Here is a 2,532-nt window from a genome sequence, read left to right as displayed (position 1 = left end):
TTGCCGTCCTCCACTGCGTTGCGGCCCATTCGGGTGCAGGTCAGCGCTTGCAGCCCGGTGTTCGGACCGCCGTAGCAGGTCGCGATGGTCGCGACCTCAAGCCGGAGGTTCGAACATGAGCAGGCAACACACCAGCCAGCGATCCGATATCTACAGCCGCATCACCGACAAGATCATCGCCGAGCTCGAACAGGGCGTGAGACCGTGGATGCAGCCCTGGAACACGCCACAGGCGACCGATCGGATCACCCGGCCACTGCGCCACAATGGCCAACCCTATTCCGGCATCAACGTCCTGCTTCTGTGGTCCGAAGCGATCGCACGCGGCTTTACCTCGCCGACATGGATGACGTTTCGCCAGGCGCTCGAACTCGGGGCTGCGGTCCGCAAGGGCGAAACCGGCACGATGGTCGTCTTCGCCAGCTCCTTCATCCGCAGCGAAACGGATAGCACTGGCCAAGAAGTCGACCGCGACATCCCGTTTCTGAAAGCCTACACGGTCTTCAATGGCGACCAGATCACCGGTCTGAACCCGCGCTTTCATCGGGTCACGCCAGTCGAGGATCCGATCAGCCGCATCACCGATGCCGACCGCTTCTTTGCCGAAACAGGCGCCCTCATCCGGCATGGCGGATCAGCTGCATACTACGCTCCGGCCCGCGACTACATCCAGATGCCAGCTTTCGAAGCGTTCAGGGATGCTGCATCCTATGTCGCCATCCTCAGTCACGAACTGACCCACTGGACCGCGGCCCCGCATCGACTTGATCGCGACCTCAGCCGCTACACCAAGGACAGAAGCGACCGCGCCCGTGAGGAACTGATCGCCGAGCTTGGCAGTTGTTTCCTCTGCGCCGATCTCGGCATTGTTCCAGAACTCGAGCCGAGGCCTGATCACGCCAGCTATCTCGCCTGCTGGCTCAAGGTCCTTTCCGGCGACAAGCGGGCGATCTTTACTGCCGCTGGCCATGCGCAGCGCGCCGTCAGCTACCTGCACTTCCTGCAGCCAAACCAGATAGACGAAGGGGAGGCGGCGTGAGCCGCCTTCCAATCTCACACCCTCGCCGACGTGAGGGTGTGAGGCTCACGTTCTGCAACGTGTGCCGAGTGACGTGGCGAGGATGTTTTACGCCGGTTTTTACCACCACGCGTGTTTCAAAGCATCGTAGCAATGAAAAGGCCGTGACTGAGACCTATGTCACCGAGAGGGGATGTCGTGTGACGACAGTTCAAATCATGAGCGCATTTGACAGGGGTGTAGGCCGCGGTTGGAAAATGATCATTTGCTGGGCTGGATCCAGTGTCGAAAACGCGCGCCCAATCTGGAACGGGGTGAAGGGACGTCTATTTGAACGACTGGCGGCGATACGGTCAGTCCGAACCAGAATATTCGCTGTTGGTAGATCAGAATAGGAACGCAAGTTGTATCAATTTGCTCTGACGGCGATGGGACCGCGGTCCGGAGTGACCCGTCCAGCGAACGCAGCAATACAAAGGGTGCTGAGGAACATAAGAAGCAAGGCGATGCGCAGGCCGACGCGATCCGCTGCAACGCCAATGATAGGAGGTCGCTGCGGAGCAACGCGCGACGGGGCACGACGAATGTCGGTGACTGATCAGACGCGCGCTCTACAGCGGTCAACCCGATCACAGGCATTACCGAAGTCATTAGCAAGAGAAGACCGGATTGGACGCTCAGGCCCTTCGCGAACAATAGTCCCATGACGACTGACCCGACTAGACCGCTGACGCTGAACGCCGCGTGAAACGCTGACATGATTGGCGAGCTCCAGCGATGCTGAACGGTTGCAGCGCAGGTGTTCATTGCACAGTCTAGGAAACCTTTTCCCCTGCCGAGCAAGAAGGATGCCGCGATGAGGGCCGGCAGTGAGGCGGCGTAGCCAGGTAGCGTCATGACAAGGGCGAAGAGCAAGGATGACCGTCGTCTTTTGGCTACCCAGACGCGCTACTGCCAAGCCGGCCATCGGCATTCCGACCATCCCGCCACAGGTAAATGCAAGCAAGTATATGGAGGGCGAAGAGTCTGAAGGTTGAGAGATTGCCGAAAAGCTGGGATGCATGCGGCCCGCCGCGCATTGGTAGGAGGCGCAGATGATGAACGCCCTTATGGGTGAGCAAGCATGGTCTCGTTCCGCACGAGCGCACCTCAGATGATCGCGCAAGAGCGAACCGGCGCGTCCATCGATGGTGCCAACGGACCTGCGTTTCACAACCCGCATATTTGCGTGCTGCGTCCCCACAGATGCAGCCCTACACCGGAGTTCACCGACATCGCCGCTTGCTCACACCGTGACCGGAAGAGCGACGCGATGGAGGCACAAGGGCGCACTTACGAGTTGCTGCGCAACTCGGTGCCCAGGTGGGCGGATCTGCAAAAGGACATGGCGCGTTGGCAATTTATCATCTCAGCACCAAGCTGATCGCCCGCAGTGGCGGCCGCAGTGCGGTTGCGTCTGCGGCCTATCGTGCCGCCGAGAAGCTGACCAACGAGCGGGATGACCTGACGCATGA

1 protein-coding gene is annotated in these 2,532 nt (G+C 60.1%); it reads left to right on the top strand.

The window, feature by feature from the left end; all coding sequences use genetic code 11:
* Positions 1–115: 115 nt before the first annotated feature.
* Positions 116–1,039 carry an ArdC family protein gene (locus AC1D2R_RS32055; protein WP_477973846.1) on the top strand — a complete coding sequence of 308 codons (924 nt, stop codon included), beginning with the start codon at positions 116–118 and terminating at the stop codon, positions 1,037–1,039.
* Positions 1,040–2,532 lie beyond the last annotated feature (1,493 nt).

The sequence above is a fragment of the Rhizobium sp. P1_C7 genome, from assembly GCF_056406295.1.
Note: the sequence above shows the minus strand (reverse complement) of the source record. Positions and strands in the feature narration are given on the sequence as shown.

Excerpts from the sequence above, each read along its gene's own strand:
- AC1D2R_RS32055 (WP_477973846.1), top strand. The coding sequence starts at position 116 with ATGAGCAGGCAACACACCAGCCAGCGATCCGATATCTACAGCCGCATC.